A 16,157-nucleotide genomic window follows, 5' to 3' on the forward strand; every position below is an offset into this window, starting at 1 on the left:
CGCTTATGCCTCAAAGGGAGCTGTATTTCTGGCGCAGGCGCTGGCGCACGATCTCGGCGACCGTGTTTACCGCAAAGGTCAGCGCGAACAGGACCAGGGCGGCCAGGAACAGGATGCGGAAATGGGTGCTGCCGACGGCGGCCTCCGGCATCTCCACCGCGATGTTCGCGGAGAGCGTGCGCATGCCCTCGAAAATGTTGAAGTTGACCACCGGCGAGTTGCCGGTGGCCATCAGTACAATCATGGTCTCGCCCACCGCGCGGCCGAAGCCGATCATCACCGCCGAGAAAATCCCGGGGCTGGCGGTCAGCAGCACTACGCGCACCACCGTCTGCCACGGGGTGGCGCCCAGGGCCAGCGAGCCCTGGGTCAGGTGCTTGGGCACGTTGAAGACCGCGTCCTCGGAGATCGAGTAGATGGTCGGGATGACCGCGAAGCCCATCGCGATGCCGATCACGAGCGCATTGCGCTGGTCATAGGTGATGCCCTGGTCGGTCAGCCACTGGCGGGCATCTCCACTGAACATCCAGACCTCGATCAGCGGGCTCATGGACACGGAGAACCAGCCGATGGCCAGAATCACGGGGATCAGGATCGCGGCTTCCCAGCCAGCGGGTACGAGGTTGCGCAGGCTCTCCGGCAGCGCCCGTGTCCACAGAAACGCGGCGACCAGCATGCCCAGCGGCATCAGGATCAGGATGCTGGCGATCGCCGGCAGGTTGGCCTCGATGAAGGGGGCCAGCCACAGCCCGGCGAGGAAGCCGAGGATGACAGTCGGCAGCGCCTCCATCAGCTCGATCGAGGGCTTGGTGATGCTGCGCATGCGCCGCGACATGAAATAGGCACTGTAGATCGCCCCCATGATCGCCAGCGGGGTGGCGAACAGCATCGCGTAGAAGGCGGCCTTGATGGTGCCGATGGTCAGCGGCACCAGCGAGAATTTTGGCTCGAACTCGTCGGTGGCCGAGGACGACTGCCAGACATAGTCGCCCCCGGAGCGGCCCTCGTACCAGACCTTCTGCCACAGCACGTGGAAGGAGACCTCCGGGTGCGGATTGGACAGATCCTGCAGATGCCAGGTCTCGTGATCGTCGATGCCGATCAGCAGGCGGTTGCGCGGGTCGACATACACCCGGTGCAGCGGCTGGTCGGTGATCTGGCGTTCGATCAGGGTCCGCTGCGAGGTGGAGTAGTGGATCTTGACCTCGCCGCGGTCGTCGGCGGTCAGGAAGCCCTTGCGGATGTACTCCGGCTGGGTGTTGCGGATCGGGCCGGCATGCGACGGGAAATCGCGCACCCGGGTGATGCGGTTCACGTTGTCGTCGTCGCGTACCAGCATGTACTGAGCGACCGTGCCGTCGGAGCCCCCGACGATAATCGATACCGTGCCCAGCAGATACTCCAGCGAGGTTACCTCGGCATCATCGCCGCGGATCACGCGCTTGCTGTCGACCAGGCTGGCGCGTGAGGGGTTGTTGATGTCGAAGAAATGCAGCTGCCCCTGGTCGTCGCCGACCAGCATGTGGCGGCCGGTGATATCCAGCAGAATGCGAGTCGGCGTGGCGCCATCCGGGAGCGAGGGCAGGTCGTAGGCCGACCGTCGGACCTCGGTCTCGCCGGTCATCATCGAGGTGCGTTCCTCGAAGCGAACGAGAACGAGATTGCCGTCTTCCGTTGCGGCTGCGACGCGGATGCCGCTGGAGCCGCGCTGTATCCCAACCACCGAGATCGCGCGGCCGTCGTCGTCCACGTCCAGCAGCGCGGAGTCTTCGTCCCCCAGGGGGTACACCAGGCTCGGGTTGTACAGACGGCCTTCGGGACTGAAACGCTCGTTGTATTCGTACTCGATGGCCAGTACCTGCCCGTTGTCCAGGCCCGCGGCCACCAGGCGCGTGCGCGGCTCGGCCGCGCTGAAGCTGGTGACCTGCACATCCTCCGGGATCGGTAGCGACTCTTCTTTCACGATGTCGCCGCTGTAGGGGCGGAAGAAGAGGGCGCGTCGGTCTTCGGTCAGGCGCACCGCCATCTCGCGATGGCGGTTCACCGCCAGGTGGATGGTCTGCGTGTCGGCGCCGCCTGGAGCCGCGTATTCAGTGCGCGGCTCCAGGGTCGCGCCCTGGAACATGGGCAGTGTCTCGCTGGCGAGATACACGAACATCAGGGTCAGTGCACCAACCACGGCCACACCGAAAAAGCCGATGGTGTAACGGGCGGTGCGGTCCTTGGTGCGACGCCAGCGCTGGAAGCGGCCGAGCGTCGAGGTGGCGGAGAGGCTGGACATTCAGGGTCCCCTGATGCGGCGGGTGTAGGGTGCAACTGGCCGGCATGCTACGGCCGCTTCATGACAGAAACGTGACAGCCATGTGACGGACCGTTGAACGCTGTATTGCGGGTCGATCGGGCGGGCAGCAAGAGGCGGGCACAAAAAAACCGGGCCCCGCGAGGGACCCGGTTCGGGCCATCCGGAGATGGCCGGCGCGAGGCCTGGGTTATTCCAGACCGAGGTTCTTGCGCTCGCGTTCGGCCACGGCGGCCGGCAGCGGGATGAACCCGTCACGCACCACGACTTCCTGGCCTTCCTTCGACAGCACCATCTTCAGGAACTCGGCCGCGCGCGGGGTCAGACCGTCTTCCGGGTGCTTGTTGACCATCACGTACAGGAAGCGGGCCAGCGGGTAGTCGCCGGAGGAGGCGTTGTCCGCGTTCGGCTCGTAGTACTCGCCCTCATTCTCGCCCAGCGGGACAGCGCGCACGCCCGAGGTCATGTAGCCGATGCCGGAGTAGCCGATACCGTTCAGCGACTCGGAAACACCCTGGACCACGGAGGCGGAGCCGGGCTGTTCGTTGACCGAATCCTTGAAGTCCCCGTCGCACAGGGCGTGCTGGCGGAAGAAGCCATAGGTGCCGGAAACCGCGTTACGGCTGTAGAGCGTAATGTCGCGGCTTTCCCAGGAACCATCCAGGCCGACTTGACCCCAGCGGGTGATGTCCTCGGCCCCACCGCAGCGGCGGGTGGACGAGAAGATCGAATCGACCTGTTCGATGGTGAGGCCCTCGATCGGGTTGTCGCGGTTTACGTACACCGCGATGGTGTCGATCGCGACCGGGACGGCGGTCATTTCGTAGCCGTGGCGCTCTTCGAACTCGGCGTGCTCGCTGTCGCGCGGCATGCGCGACATCGGGCCGAAGTCGGCGGTGCCTTCGGTCAGGGCCGGCGGCGCGGTGGAGGTGCCGGCGCCCTGAATCTGGACATTGACGTTCGGGTAGAAGTTCTGGAACTCCTCGGCCCACAGCGTCATCAGATTGTTCAGGGTGTCGGAGCCGATGCTCGACAGGTTGCCGGAAATCCCGGAGACCGCCTCGTAGGCCGGGATGTCGGCATCGACTTCGGCGGAGACGGTAAACGGCGTAACGGCCATTGCAGTGGCGGTGGCCAGGGCCAGAATGCTGCGCTTCAACAACATGGGAATCTCCCCTTGAATGGAATTCTTGCAAGGACGCTTCAAGCGACCTTGGTGGGGGATTATGCGCAGCCGGGTTGACGCTCCTGTGACGGGGACATGACAGCCGTGTGACATCGCACGGCGTCAGTTTTTTGCTGACTCGATGGGTTTGGTGCGGGTGATCGAGAGGGGGAACAGGCAGGTGAAGCGTGTGCCGCGTCCGACCTGGCTGTCGATCTCCAGGTGTCCGCCATGACGCGCGAGGACATGCTTGACGATGGCCAGTCCGAGCCCGGTCCCGCCGCGGCGCTGGTCACGGCCGGCATCCACCCGGTAGAAGCGCTCGGTCAGGCGGTGCAGGTGATGGCGGGCGATCCCCGGCCCCTCGTCGACCACACTCAGGCGGGCCCCGTCCGGGTCGGATTGCCAGCGAACCTCGATACGGGTCCCGGCCGGGGTGTACTTGATCGCATTGAACAACAGATTGGCGAAGGCCGAGCGTAGTTCGTTCTCGGCGCCTCGCAACTCGAGCCCGGCCTGGGTGTGAATCTCGATGCGGTGGCGCTGATCGCCGGAGAGCAGGTCCGCCTCGCCCTTCAGCGTCTGCAGCAGCGTGCCGACGTCGACCCATTGTGGCGGGCCCTGCGGGCTGCCGGTCTCCAGGCGGGAGAGGGTCAGCAGGTCGTCGACCAGCAGCTTCATGCGTTCGGACTGCTCGCGCAGCAGCTGGACCGAGCGTGCCTTGTCCGGCTGGTCGGCCAGCTCGTCTTCCAGCGTCTCCACCACCCCGTAGAGTACGGTCAACGGCGTGCGCAGTTCGTGCGAAACATTCGCAATGAAGTCGCGCCGCATCACTTCCAGCCGGTGCAGGTGCGTGGTGTCCCGCGCCAGCAGCAGGAATTGCGCATCGCCATAGGGCACCAGACGGAACTCCAGCTGCTGGTCGTCGTGCAGCGGGGAGGGCGTGGTCACGCTGCCCGGCGTAGTGCGCGCGCTCTCCATAAATGCGATGAAGGCCGGATTGCGCAGCAGGTGGGTAATGCGCTGGCCCTCGTCCTCCGGCCAGTTCAGTCCCAGCAGCTGGGTGGCCATCTCGTTCAGCCATTCGATGCGCAGATCGTCATTCAGAACCACGACCGCGTCCGGCATCGCCCGGGCCGAGTCGCGATAGCGCTCGAGGTACTGGCGCAGCCGGTGCACGCGATGTTCGTGGCGCCGACGGCGGCGGTAAAGATGGTCGAAGGCCAGCCCCCAAAGCCCGCGCACATCCGGTGGTTCGCTGCGGCCGCCCTGACGCAGCCAGCGTTCCAGCAACAACAGGTGCGAGAGGTTCCAGAACAGCGCCGCCCCCAGCAGGAACGCAATCGTGGCCCAGAACTGCCCCATGCTCCAGCCGAGCAGCGCGATCGGGACACCGACCAGCAGGGTTCCCGCGATGACACCGGGCCAGGGGTTGCGTGATTGCATCGGACGACCGAGTGGGGTGATGGGAGGCCGCGGCGCCGGCCGCGGTCAGGGAGTCTGCGAGAAACGGTACCCCGATCCGCGTACGGTTTGCACGAGGTGGTCATGCCCGGTCAGCGCCAGCGCCTTGCGCAGGCGCCGGATATGCACGTCCACAGTGCGTTCCTCGACGTACACATTGGTGCCCCAGACCTGATCGAGCAACTGGCCGCGGGTGAATACGCGGTCCTGGTGGGTCATGAAGAAGTGCAGGAGGTTGTATTCGGTCGGGCCCATCGACAGTGCCTCGCCGTTCCCGCTCACGCGGTGCGAGACCGGGTCCAGGCGCAGACCCTCGACCTCCACCGGCTCTTCGCTGGTGATCGGCGCGGTACGCCGTAGCACCGCCTTGATGCGCGCAACCAGTTCGCGTGGCGAGAACGGTTTGGTCACGTAGTCGTCGGCACCCACATCCAGCCCGCGCACGCGGTCTTCTTCTTCGCCGCGGGCCGTCAGCATGATGATCGGGATGTCCTTGGTGATCGGGCTGGCCTTCAGCGTGCGCGCCCAGTCGAGACCGCTGGTGTCCGGCAGCATCCAGTCGAGCAGGATCAGATCGGGGGGATCTTCCAGAAGCAACGCCTTGGCTGTGCGCACATCGCCCGCCTCGCGCACCGCGTATCCGGCCTTGTGCAGCGGCAGCTGGAGCATTTCGCGGATTGCGGTGTCATCCTCGACCAGCAGTATTTTCACAGCCATGACCCATTCCCGAGTTCAGGATGCCCTGCATTAGATAACAGGGATGTTACAGCTGTGTGACGGCGAAGGAATGGGCCGATGCCGACGGGCGCCGGGGCTGGGAGCCTACCCGGCCTTGAGGGCCCTGTTCTGGGCGTGCAGTTCGAACCGTTCGGAGCCCTCGAGCAGGACCATACGGCTGGCATGCCGCGACTGCTGGAGTTGGTGGCGGATGGCCAGTTCGTGCCCGGGTTTCAAGTGCGTGATGGCGATCCGTGGCTGGTGATGGAGCGCATCCAGGTCATCCGCGAGGCGGTGCGGGGTGTAATGCTTGGCGAGATCGGCCATGCCGTCCATTTCGTCCGGCAGCCCCGACTCGATCATCAGCAGATCCAGGTAGGGCAGCGCGTTCAAGGCCGCCCACAGGGCCTCGGACGACGACGTGTCCCCAGTGAAGGCAAAGCCCATGCCGTCGCTGTGCATCACGCCGTAGCCGATGGCGGGTACCGTGTGCAAGGCGGGCAGGGTACGGATCTCGCGCAAACCGATGGTGACCTGCTGATCCGGCCGGATCGGTCGAAACTGCAGCAGCGGTTGCTCGGGAGACGGGAGACAGGTGAAGTCGGGCCAGATGACCCAGTTGAACACATGCTCGCGCAGGGCCTTCAGGGTGGCCGGTAGCGCGTGGATCTGGATGGGGGGCGCATTCGGTGAATACACCATGTCCGCGAGCATCGGCAGAAAACCGATGTGGTCGAGGTGCGAATGGGTCAGAAATACGTGACGGATTTTTTGTAATTCGTCCAAGGTCAGGTCGCCGACCCCACTGCCGGCGTCGATCAGGATATCTTCGTCGATCAGAATCGATGTCGTGCGACGGTTGGGGCCGATGCCGCCACTAGCGCCCAATATGCGGACAGAGAGACTCATGCGGGATCTGACTGCAAATGAAAATTGTGAATATCTCGGCAGACCATGCGGCAGAGACGCCTCCTTGAAGAGACGGTAGCTACGACGGATTTCCGACGTACTTCTAACATACGTTAAGACTAGAGCAAGTCTAAGCGTGTCTGACGTGACCTGCACCACGAAAATGGCACCTGTGGTCGCGCAACGGCTGAAAAAGGTGCTAGGCATCGCGTTTTCCGCCCGGTTCCGGGCCCGTGCTGACACCCGGGATGGGTTCAGTCACGTCGCCTGGTCAGCCCGGGCAGGGGCGACAGGGCAGAGATCGCGCGTCTGTCTCTTCCCGCGCTCGTCGGGAGTTGCTAGAATGCGCGCCTTGATTGGGGCGGTAGCTCAGCTGGGAGAGCGTCGCGTTCGCAATGCGAAGGTCGGGAGTTCGATCCTCCTCCGCTCCACCACATTCCCAGAAAAAAGGCCTGCTAATGCAGGCCTTTTTTCGTTTGCGGCTTGGTGCAGGTGCCCTACCAGCTCTTGTAGGGCAGGAACTTGCCGTTCCAGGTGATCTTCACGCGGTCGCCCTTCGGGTCCTTGACCTTGTCGATATCCATGGTGAAATCGATCGCGCTCATGATTCCGTCGCCGAATTTCTCGTGGATTAGCGCCTTCATGGTGTCGCCGTACACGTTGATCGCCTCGTAGAAGCGGTAGATCACCGGATCGGTCGGGATGGTCTTGTCCCAGTGCTTGTGCGGGAAGGCCTGCAGCGCCTGAGCAACCTCGGGCCCGAGGCCGAGGAAGCTCGCCAGTTTCTCGGCCTGGTCCGCCTCGAGGTGGTTCATGCCATAGCAGGCGGAGGTCACATAAACCTCATGCAGGCCGGTGGCCTCGGCGATTGCGGCCCAGGTGCTACCGCGGTTCTCCTTGGCCTCGAGGATGGTGGTGGTCATGGCGGTCTTGCTGAGACTCATCGAGTTAGTCCTCTTGGTCGTGTTGGTGGATAAGGGTGTTCAAACGGCCCGGATCGCGGCCCGCTCCTGTGGCGCGGCGGACTCCGAGGGTTTCGCCGGATTCACATGGCGCGGCTGGTGGCGCGGATCCAGCCCCTGGGCGGCTTCCTGCTGAGCCTCCTGGGACATGTCCTTCGCGCGGTGCACCAGGAAGTCCACCAGGTGGTTGCGGATCTTGTAGTAGGACTCGTGCTGGTGGAGCGTGGCGCGTTCGCGGGGGCGCGGAATGTCGATCTTCACCGACTCCGCGACCTTCGCATGCGGGCCGTTGGTCATCAGCAGCACGCGGTCGGCCAGCAGGATCGCCTCGTCCACGTCGTGCGTGATCATGAACACGGTCTGGTGGGTCTCCGACCAGATCTTAAGGAGCTCTTCCTGGATCACGCCGCGGGTCAAGGCGTCCAGTGCCCCGAACGGCTCGTCCATCAGCAGAAGTTTCGGTTCGATCGCAAAGGCGCGGGCAATGCCGACACGCTGGCGCATGCCCCCGGAGAGCTGCGAGGGCTTGCGGTCCATCGCATGATCCAGCCCGACCATCTTCAGATACTTCTCGGCATGGTCCAGACGCTTCTGCTTGCTCCAGTTGGGCCAGCGGGCGCGTACCGCAAACATCACGTTGTCTCGCGCCGACAGCCAAGGCAGCAGGCTGTGGTTCTGGAAGATCACGCCCTGCTCGAGGCTCGGGCCCTTGATCTCCTTGTTGTCCATGATCACGTTGCCGTCGGTCGGCGTGGCCAGGCCGGCGAGCACGTTCAGGATGGTGGATTTGCCGCAGCCGGAGTGGCCGATCAGACAGACGAACTCGCCTTTCTGGATCTCCAGGTCCACTCCCTCGAAGACCGTCATCAGGTCGTCCGAGTCGGGCTGCGGGAAGCGCTGGCTCAGGTTCTCGATTTCGAGGAATCCCTTGCTCATGGTTGTACTCCTGGTTGGGTTGCGCCGACTCAGTCGGCGTAGCGCACGAGTTTGGTGGCCTGGGCGAGGGAGGCATCCAGCAGGAAGCCGACAATGCCGATCATGATGATCGCGAAGATCACGCTGGCGAGATCGAGGTTGTTCCACTCGTTCCAGATGTAGTAGCCAATGCCGGTGCCGCCCACGAGCATCTCGGCGGCGACGATGACCAGCCAGGCGATGCCGATGGAGATGCGCATCCCGGTCAGGATGGTCGGTGCCGCGGCGGGCAGGATCACGGTGAACGCCGTGCGCACCTTGGACAGCTCATGGGTCTTGGCCACGTTCAGCCAGTCATTGCGCACCGAGGCCACGCCGTAGGCCGTGTTCACCAGCATCGGCCAGATCGAACAGATGAAGATCACGAAGATCGCCGAGATGTTCGAATCGCGGATCACGAACAGGGCGAGCGGCATCCAGGCCAGGGGCGAGATTGGCTTGAGGATCTGGATGTAGGGATCGAACGCCTTGTTCAATAGCGGCGACATGCCGATCACGAATCCGAGCGGGATGGCGATCAGCGCGGCCAGGGCAAAGCCCAGCAGGACGCGGTAGATCGAGTAGGCCAGCTGGATTCCGATGCCCTTGTCGTTCGGGCCTGCGTCGTAGAACGGGTTGCTCAGTTCATTGAAGGCGTGGCTGAACACCTGCGTCGGGGCGGGGATGCCGCTGCTGGAACTGCGGTCGGTGCCACCTCCCATCAGCTGTTCGTATTCGCTCAGCTCGCCTTGCTGAGGCGCGAGGACCTCCGGGGCTGTGGCGAGCTGCCACACGCCCAGGAAGGCCACGAGCATCACCAGCGAGAGGACGGTCGCCCGGAAGTTGAGATTGCTCAACATGGCTTAGCTCCTGCGGATTTCGAAGCTGTCGAGATAGCCTTCCGGGTCGGTGTAGTCGAACACCTTGCCCATGATCTCGAAGTTCTTGTACGTGTCGCTGGGTGCCTCGTAGCCCAGCTCGGTCATCACCTCGGCGCATTCGCTGGCCAGGAAGACGTCTTCGGACAGCTGGTTGTAGTCGAAGTCCCGATCGACATAGCCCCAGCGCTTCATCTGAGTGAGGATCCAGCTCGCCATCGAGTGCCAGGGGAACGGATCGAAGTCGATCCGGTGCGGGTCGTTCTGCACGTTCCCCAGGCCGTCGGCGTAGCGACCGGTGAGGACCTGTTCGACCACCGACTGCGGCTGATTGAGGTAAGCGCGCGGCGAAATGGCCTCGGCGATCTCGGCCCGGTTATCGATGTCCGAACTGTACTGCGTGGCTTCGATCAGCGAACGGAACAGCGCCCCGAAGGTATTCGGGTGCTCCTCGGCCCAGGCGGCTGAACAGGCGAAGGCGCAGCACGGGTGCCCATCCCAGATATCCTTGGTCAGCATGTGAATGAAGCCGATCTCGTCCCAGACCGCGCGCTGGTTGAAGGGGTCGGGGGCCAGGTAGCCGTCGACGTTCTCGGCGCGCAGGTTGGCCACCATCTCCGGCGGCGGGACGACGCGGATGCTGATATCGCGATCGGGGTCCAGCCCGTGCTCGGCGACCAGGTAGCGCAGCAGGAAGTTGTGCATCGAGTACTCGAAGGGCACGGCGAAGGTGAAGCCCTTCCAGTCCTTCGGGTCCCGCTTGTCCTTGTGCTTGTTGTGCAGGGTGATGGCCTGGCCGTTGATGTTCTCCACCGCCGGCATGATGTAGTGCTCGCGCGAGGAGCCCGAGCCCAGGGTCATCGACAGTGGCATCGGCGAGAGCATGTGGGAGGCGTCGTATTCACCCGACAGCGACATGTCACGGGCGACGGCCCAGCCGGCGGTCTTGATTACGTCCACGTCAAGGCCGTGGCGCTCGTAGAAGCCCATCGGGTGGGCCATGATGATCGGCGTGGCGCAGGTGATCGGCACGAAGCCGACGCGCAGCTTGGTCTTCTCCAGCGGCCCGCCGTCCTTGATGGCGGCCTTCACCTTGTCCAGAGGCATGACCGAGCCCAGTGCCGCGGCCAGGGTGCCGCCACCCAGCATCTGCAGGAAGCGCCGGCGGTTGATCTCGTTGTGGCCGAACATGCCGCGCACCACCGCGCTTTCGACCGCGCGGTCGATCAGGGCCTCTTCGTCCAGCGTGTCCTGGGCCTTGTGCTCCGCATGGCGCGGCTCGGTCGTGGCGAATTCGCCGTTGTCCATTCGGCGTTCGAGGTTGGGGTCGGCGGTGTCGAAGCAGCTGCACTGACCTGGGCCGTGATGGCCGTGGCGGCAGGCACTGTCGTGGCGCAGATCCACGTTGGCATCAAACGGGTCGCTTAGGCTCTTGGTCGGCATGGCGATGTTCTCCTGGGTGGACGGATTCAAAACGGGGCGGTTGTGTCGCCCATGCCCAAGGGGTTGCAGAAGCCATGCCAAGAAAGGAAATGACGAGCTTTGGGAGTTGGCGGCGAGGTGTCCGGCGACACTTGGTCGACACTCTGGACAGAGTGGACAAAGTGTCGTTATTAAACGGCTTGATTGCTTCTAAGTGACTTCTATGCCGAGCTTTTTCAGCCGATAGCGCAACTGGCGGGGCGTCAGCCCCAGACCGAGTGCGGCTCGCGTTTTGTTGCCGCTGGACTGCTCGATGGCACGCAGCAGACGTTCGGCCTCTGATGCGTGGACACGCTGGTAGGGGCGCACCACGCTGGTGCGTTGTGCGTCATCGTTGGGCGCGATCGCGGCAGGATTGACCACTGCCTGGGCAAACGACTCACTCGTGGTTCGGGAGGGTTCGTGAGGGCTGATGCGTGATTCCTCGTGCAGGATCTCGTCGATCAGCGCGGTGGTGATGCGCCCGTCACTCGAGAGCAGGACGGCCCGTTCGAGCACGTTCTCCAGCTGGCGGATGTTGCCCGGCCAGTCGAAGGCCTCCAGTCGTTCCAGAACGCGTTCGTCCAGCACAACGTTCCAGCCGTGCAGATGGGTGAAGCGGTCAAGGAAGTGCCGGGTCAGCAGTCGGATGTCGCTGGCACGGTCGCGCAGGGCGGGCATGTGGAGCGGGATCACGTTCAGACGGTAGAACAGGTCGAGCCGGAATTCCCCCGCGTTGACGGCCGCCTGCAGGTTTTTGTGGGTGGCGGCCACGATGCGCACGTCCACCGGGATGTCACGATTGCCCCCGATTGGCTGGACCACGCGCTCCTGCAGGACGCGCAGGATCTTCGACTGCAGCGCCTCCGGCATGTCGCCGATCTCGTCGAGGAACAGCGTGCCGCCATCGGCCAGGGCGATCTTCCCGGTCTTGGCACTGCTGGCTCCGGTGAACGCGCCTTTTTCATGACCGAACAGCTCCGACTCCAGCAGATCGGCCGGGATGGCCGCGCAGTTGAGCGAGATGAAGGGGCGGGCGGTGCGCTGGCTGATCCGGTGGATCATGCGCGCGACCTTCTCCTTACCGGTCCCCGAGTCCCCGGTTATCAGCACCGTGGCCTGGGTATCCGCAATGCGGTGCACCTGCTTGAGTACGTGCTTGAGAGCGGGGCTCTCGCCGAGGATTCCGTACTGCCCGCCCTGGGTATCCAGCGCGCTTTTCAGGTAGCGGTTTTCCGATACCAGTTCGGCGGTGCGTTCGGCGATCAGCTGGTTGATGCGCAGGACCTGGCCGATCATGCTGGCGATCACGCGCAGGACGTTCAGGTCGTCCTGGAACTGCCGCGAGCGCCGACGCAGGCGGTGCACGCCGAGGACGCCGATCGCGTGTTCGTCCTGCACGATCGGCACGGCGATATAGGCGACCGTTTCCTGTGGCAGGGTGGCGCGGTCGATCGCACGGGCCAGGTACTCCGGCTCGTTGTCGATATCCTGGATCAGCGCGATCTGGCCCGTCTTCATCACGCGCCCGGTCACGCCCTCGCCAAGACTGTAGCGGCCACGCTCGCGCTCGGCGTCGGTGAGCCCGTAGGCGTGACGGATCCGGAGCTTGCCGGTGTCCGGGTCCGGCAGCAGCACGCGTCCCCGATTCAGCCCCAGCAATTGCGACATCATCCCGAGGATGCGGTAGATCGCGGCGTCGGGATCACCCGAGCGGCCCATCAGTTTGGCCACCTCCAGCAACAGGGTGATCTCCTGTTCACGGGTGGCCAGGTCGGGTGCAGCCGGTTCGGAAAGCGAGTGCAGTGCCATGGCTGGGTATATGCAGAAAGCCTGCCAGCCCGTATTTCCTGTCGTAAGGCGGGCTGGCAGGCGGTTTTGTGGTCTGTTGTGGTGCTGTCTGCCTCGCCGCGGGGCGTGTATTGCACCGCGGCGAGGCTTGCGACTTGCTAAATCTAGCTCTCGGCGTGGTAGCTGCTGCGCTTGATCAGGCGCACGCAGATCGCGTCGAGCATGTAGCCGATGATGCCAATCACCAGCACGAAGGCCGCCAGCTTGTCGTACTCCAGCGTGTCGCGGGCATCGTTGATCGCATAGCCCAGCCCGGAGGTGACACCGAGGTACTCGGCGGGAACCAGCACGATCCAGGCCACACCTACCGCCAGGCGGATGCCGGCAAACACATCCTGGGCGATCGCGGGCATCACGATGTAGCGCAGGGTGTGGATCGGGTTGGCCCCGAGGTTGGAGCCCACCTTCAGCCACATCGGGTCGATGCGCTGGACGCCATGGGCCGTGGCATAGGTGATCGGCCAAATCGCGGCGATCGCGATCAGGAAAATGATCGCCCCGTCCCAGGTGGCGAAGGCCAGCACCGCAATCGGCATCCAGGCCAGCGGCGAGATCATGCGCAGGAACTGGAACGGCACATGGGTGATCTGCTTCAGCGTCAGGAAGTAGCCGATCATTACGCCCATCGGCACGCCGATCGCGATGGCATAGAACAGGCCCCAGCCCACGCGGTACAGGCTGGACTCGATCGGTTTCCAGACGTTGCCGGAGCTGACCAGGTCCCAGAATGCCGCAAGGGTCGGCCCGGGGGCGAAGCTGGCGAACGCCATCGTGTCCTCGTTATTGGCGATCAGCCAGCCGCCCCACCACCACAGGGCGAAGAGCCCGGCGATGCCCACCGTCGGGTACTGCACCCGGCGCCGGACCTGATCCGCCAGCCGCAGGAACGGGATCATCCGTTCCAGGGCCGGGTTCAGCTCGTTCATTGTGGCTTCGCGGTTCATAGCGCGATCACCTCCTCGCGCGCGAACGGCGAATCGAGGTCCACGCCGGGCGCGTCGTGCCAGGCGGTGTGCTTCTCCATCGCCTTTTTCACGAACTCGTAGTTCACCAGGTCGTCGGTCACGAAGTCGGGATCCAGGTCCTGAAGGAAGGTGGTGTCGCCACCGACCAGGGTCTCGTTCATCGCGCTGACCAGATACTTCGTGGCGGACGGATAGGGCCAGGGCGAGAAGTCGATGCGACCGTTACCCCAGTCGGCGTTGCGGATCGCGCCGCTGTCGGCGTAGGTAGAGTCGTTGGTGTAGTTGGTCATGGCCCGTTCCACCACGCCGGCCGGCATCGGCAGGTAGCCCTTGCCGTCACGCGAGAGCAGGGTGGCGACCGCCTTCTTGTCCTCCTGGATGGTGCCCTGCGCGCGGACCACGGCGTTCATGACCTTCTGCGTCCATTCCGGCTCGCGGTCGGTCAGGCGCTCGTTCATGCAGATCACGCAGCAGGGATGGTTCTTCCAGATATCGCCGGTAAAGCGCAGCAGGTTGCCGTGGGCCAGCATCTCGCCCGCCGCGTTGAAGGGCTCGGCCACGATGAACGCATCGATGGAGCGCGCGGCCAGGGCCGGCGGCATGTCCGGCGGCGGCATCAGCATCAGGTTGACCTCGTGCGACTCGAGCGCCGCTCCCTGGTCACGGATCACCGGAGTCAGCCCGGCGTCGCGCAGGGCCATCTGCATCACCACGTTGTGCATGGAGTACCAGTAGGGCACGGCCACGCTCTTGCCGCCGAGGTCCGAGAAGTCCTTGACCTCTACGTGGCGCCCGGTGACCACGGCCGATCCGTTGATATGGGCCCAGGACATGATCTTGACCGGGAAATCGTTCTGATAGCGCATCCACAGGGGGATGGGCTTCAACAGATGCACGAGATTGAAGCGGTTGGCGGCGAAGGATTCGATTAGCGGCGACCAGCCCCGGATCAATGTCGGATCGGCGACCTCCAGGCCCTCGTCCTCGAAATAGCCCTCGGAGTGGGCCACCAGCAGCGCGGCGGCATCGGTGATCGGGATGTAGCCGATTCGCACCACGCCGTCGAAGTCACGGGTGATCCCTTCAGGTTCTTCCAGGCCGTCCGGCTCGGCGCCGAACAATGATCCCGGCAGGGCGAGACCGGTGCCGGCCAGCCCGCCGACCGCGGCGGTGCGCAGGAAGTTGCGCCGCGAGAAGTTGGTCGACAGTAGCTGGTCGAGCTCGCGGTCGATGTCGTGGTGGTGGTCGCAGTTGCACATGATGGTGGTTCCTTTTTTCGCGATGACGGTGACGACGGGTAACGGTTGGTTGCGGCTTCTCAGGCCGCGCGGATCCGCGCCTGACGACGACTGGACTCGCTTTCGGGTTCTGCTTCGGCGCGGGGTTGCACCCCGGAGCCGCCCGGGTGGCGGGTGGCACCAAAGAACTCCATGAGCTCGCTCTTGAGATCGACGAAACGGTGGCTGGCGCGATCACGGGGGTAGGGGAGTTCCACCTTCAGCTCGGCGGTGATCGTGCCGGGGTTGGAGCCCATCACCAGCACGCGGTCGGCCATGGCGACGGCTTCGTCGATGTCGTGGGTAACAAACACCACGGAGATGCCGCGTTCGCGTGCCAGGCGAGTGACTTCGTCCTGCAGGGCGACACGGGTAAAGGCGTCCAGCGCGGAGAACGGCTCGTCCAGCAACAGCAGTTCCGGGTCCGTCGCCAGGCTGCGGGCCAGGGCGACGCGCTGCTGCTGCCCCCCCGAGAGCGACTGCACGTTCACCTCGGCCTTGTCCGCCAGGCCCACCGTGTCCAGGAGTTGATCGATGCGGTCTTTCAGACCTTTCCGGCGACCCTGGAAGATCAGCCCCAGCGAGGCGTTCTTGCGCACGGTCATCCAGGGATAGAGCGAGGGCTTCTGGAACATCATGTTCCAGCGCGGGCTCGGCTTGATCACCTGCTGGCCGTTGATGCGCACGCAGCCATCGCTGGGCAGCAGCAGCCCGGCGAGCATATGCAGCAGGGTGGATTTGCCGCAGCCACTCTGGCCGATCAGGGCGACCGTTTCGCCCGGTGCGACGGTGACCTCGATGTCCTTCAGGGTCGGGTCTTCCTGACCCGGATAGTGGTGGGTGATGTAGTCGATGGAGATGGCGGCGCCCATGGCATTTCCCTCGTAAGCCTGCGTTCATGTGCCGCCCGGTGGACGGCGCGTTCACAGGGGTCCTTACAAGGCGCGTGCCAAACCTCGCGATGTGAGCCCCACAGGGTTCACGGTCCCTCCGATAAATGGCGACGTGGAGCCGTTCCGCAGGTCTTGAATCGCGGCAGGGCTGGGATATCTGTTGGTGTCGAGCAGCCTCGGGCGTCCGGTACGTCGCGGACAAAGACGACAAAGTGTCCGGCTTGGCCGACAAAGCGGACACATCGTCCGGTCCGGGTGACTGGTCAATTTGTCGCGTTCAGGCGGAAATCGCTTCATGAAGCCGTTTTTCGGCGATTGGCACAGCTTCTGCACTGTGCTGGTCGACCCGGGGCAATCCGGGA

Annotated in this window: 13 protein-coding genes and 1 tRNA gene; 1 reads left to right on the top strand and 13 read right to left on the bottom strand. The window is 64.3% G+C overall.

From position 1 onward, the window contains the following. Nucleotides 1-10: 10 nt before the first annotated feature. From F579_RS0101625 to F579_RS0101645, 5 genes are all read right to left on the bottom strand, one after another. Nucleotides 11-2,281, bottom strand: a complete 2,271-nt coding sequence (locus F579_RS0101625; protein WP_019024571.1) for an ABC transporter permease subunit — start codon at nucleotides 2,279-2,281, stop codon at nucleotides 11-13. 208 nt (nucleotides 2,282-2,489) lie between these two features. After that, a complete protein-coding gene (locus F579_RS0101630; RefSeq protein WP_019024570.1) occupies nucleotides 2,490-3,464 on the bottom strand; it encodes a PstS family phosphate ABC transporter substrate-binding protein in 975 nt (324 codons plus the stop codon). Nucleotides 3,465-3,587: 123 nt separating this feature from the next. Next, nucleotides 3,588-4,910: a phosphate regulon sensor histidine kinase PhoR gene (gene phoR, locus F579_RS0101635; protein ID WP_019024569.1), complete on the bottom strand. Its 1,323-nt coding sequence runs from the start codon at nucleotides 4,908-4,910 to the stop codon at nucleotides 3,588-3,590. A gap of 45 nt (nucleotides 4,911-4,955) precedes the next feature. Then, nucleotides 4,956-5,645, bottom strand: a complete 690-nt coding sequence (gene phoB / locus F579_RS0101640; RefSeq protein ID WP_019024568.1) for a phosphate regulon transcriptional regulator PhoB — start codon at nucleotides 5,643-5,645, stop codon at nucleotides 4,956-4,958. A gap of 105 nt (nucleotides 5,646-5,750) precedes the next feature. Next, entirely contained in the window at nucleotides 5,751-6,554 is an 804-nt protein-coding gene (locus F579_RS0101645; protein ID WP_038029285.1) for a 3',5'-cyclic-nucleotide phosphodiesterase, read from the bottom strand. A gap of 358 nt (nucleotides 6,555-6,912) precedes the next feature. Between F579_RS0101645 and F579_RS0101650 the strand changes: the two genes are divergently transcribed. After that, a tRNA-Ala gene (locus tag F579_RS0101650) sits at nucleotides 6,913-6,988 on the top strand. A gap of 63 nt (nucleotides 6,989-7,051) precedes the next feature. Here the strand turns inward: F579_RS0101650 and cynS are convergent. The 8 genes from cynS to F579_RS0101690 form a co-directional block, all read right to left on the bottom strand. Then, a complete protein-coding gene (cynS, locus tag F579_RS0101655; RefSeq protein ID WP_019024566.1) occupies nucleotides 7,052-7,498 on the bottom strand; it encodes a cyanase in 447 nt (148 codons plus the stop codon). A gap of 39 nt (nucleotides 7,499-7,537) precedes the next feature. Continuing rightward, nucleotides 7,538-8,452 carry an ABC transporter ATP-binding protein gene (locus tag F579_RS0101660; protein WP_019024565.1) on the bottom strand — a complete coding sequence of 305 codons (915 nt, stop codon included), beginning with the start codon at nucleotides 8,450-8,452 and terminating at the stop codon, nucleotides 7,538-7,540. 29 nt (nucleotides 8,453-8,481) lie between these two features. Continuing rightward, complete coding sequence (gene ntrB, locus F579_RS0101665) at nucleotides 8,482-9,330, bottom strand: nitrate ABC transporter permease (protein ID WP_019024564.1); 849 nt, start codon at nucleotides 9,328-9,330, stop codon at nucleotides 8,482-8,484. Nucleotides 9,331-9,333: 3 nt separating this feature from the next. Further along, complete coding sequence (locus F579_RS0101670; RefSeq protein WP_019024563.1) at nucleotides 9,334-10,791, bottom strand: ABC transporter substrate-binding protein; 1,458 nt, start codon at nucleotides 10,789-10,791, stop codon at nucleotides 9,334-9,336. Nucleotides 10,792-10,980: 189 nt separating this feature from the next. Next, nucleotides 10,981-12,621, bottom strand: a complete 1,641-nt coding sequence (locus F579_RS0101675; protein ID WP_019024562.1) for a sigma-54-dependent Fis family transcriptional regulator — start codon at nucleotides 12,619-12,621, stop codon at nucleotides 10,981-10,983. A 143-nt stretch (nucleotides 12,622-12,764) separates the two neighbouring features. Then, the gene (locus F579_RS0101680; RefSeq protein WP_019024561.1) at nucleotides 12,765-13,604 is read right to left on the bottom strand and encodes an ABC transporter permease; all 840 of its coding nucleotides are present in this window, start codon (nucleotides 13,602-13,604) and stop codon (nucleotides 12,765-12,767) included. Next, nucleotides 13,601-14,884 (bottom strand): ABC transporter substrate-binding protein, encoded by a 1,284-nt coding sequence (locus F579_RS0101685; RefSeq protein WP_019024560.1) that lies wholly within the window; start codon nucleotides 14,882-14,884, stop codon nucleotides 13,601-13,603. The genes F579_RS0101680 and F579_RS0101685 overlap by 4 nt, the downstream gene beginning before the upstream one ends. A gap of 59 nt (nucleotides 14,885-14,943) precedes the next feature. Further along, on the bottom strand, nucleotides 14,944-15,774 hold the full coding sequence (locus F579_RS0101690; protein WP_019024559.1) for an ABC transporter ATP-binding protein: 831 nt from the start codon (nucleotides 15,772-15,774) through the stop codon (nucleotides 14,944-14,946). Between the last annotated feature and the right edge of the window lie 383 nt (nucleotides 15,775-16,157).

The sequence above is a fragment of the Thioalkalivibrio sp. ALJ21 genome, from assembly GCF_000378605.1.
Lineage (GTDB): Bacteria > Pseudomonadota > Gammaproteobacteria > Ectothiorhodospirales > Ectothiorhodospiraceae > Thioalkalivibrio.